The 254-nt window shown below is 46.1% G+C and carries 1 protein-coding gene; it reads right to left on the bottom strand.

All coding sequences use genetic code 11. The annotated features are described in order from the left end of the window. Nucleotides 1-2: 2 nt before the first annotated feature. Nucleotides 3-254 (bottom strand): 2-iminobutanoate/2-iminopropanoate deaminase (gene ridA / locus RYX56_RS23810; RefSeq protein WP_317124314.1); only part of this gene is annotated, 252 nt, incomplete at its 5' end.

The following is a 254-nucleotide window of genomic DNA, read 5'->3' as shown; positions in this document are numbered from 1 at the left end:
GCTTACTTTACTAAGGCTGTGACCTCAATCTCCACTAACGCATCTTTTGGCAGGCGCGCCACCTCGACACAAGATCGTGCGGGTTTGTGAACGGAAAAGTATTCCCCATACACCTCATTCACATCAGCAAATTCATCCATATTTTTAATAAACACGGTTGCCTTTACGACGGTTTCCAATGATGCCCCTGCTGCTTCAAGTACAGCCTTTAAGTTACGAAATACTTGGTGCGTCTGTTCTTTGATTCCCCCGGA

The organism is Alkalihalophilus lindianensis, assembly GCF_032843265.1.
Taxonomy (GTDB): domain Bacteria; phylum Bacillota; class Bacilli; order Bacillales; family Bacillaceae_D; genus Alkalihalophilus; species Alkalihalophilus lindianensis.
Note: the sequence above shows the minus strand (reverse complement) of the source record. Positions and strands in the feature narration are given on the sequence as shown.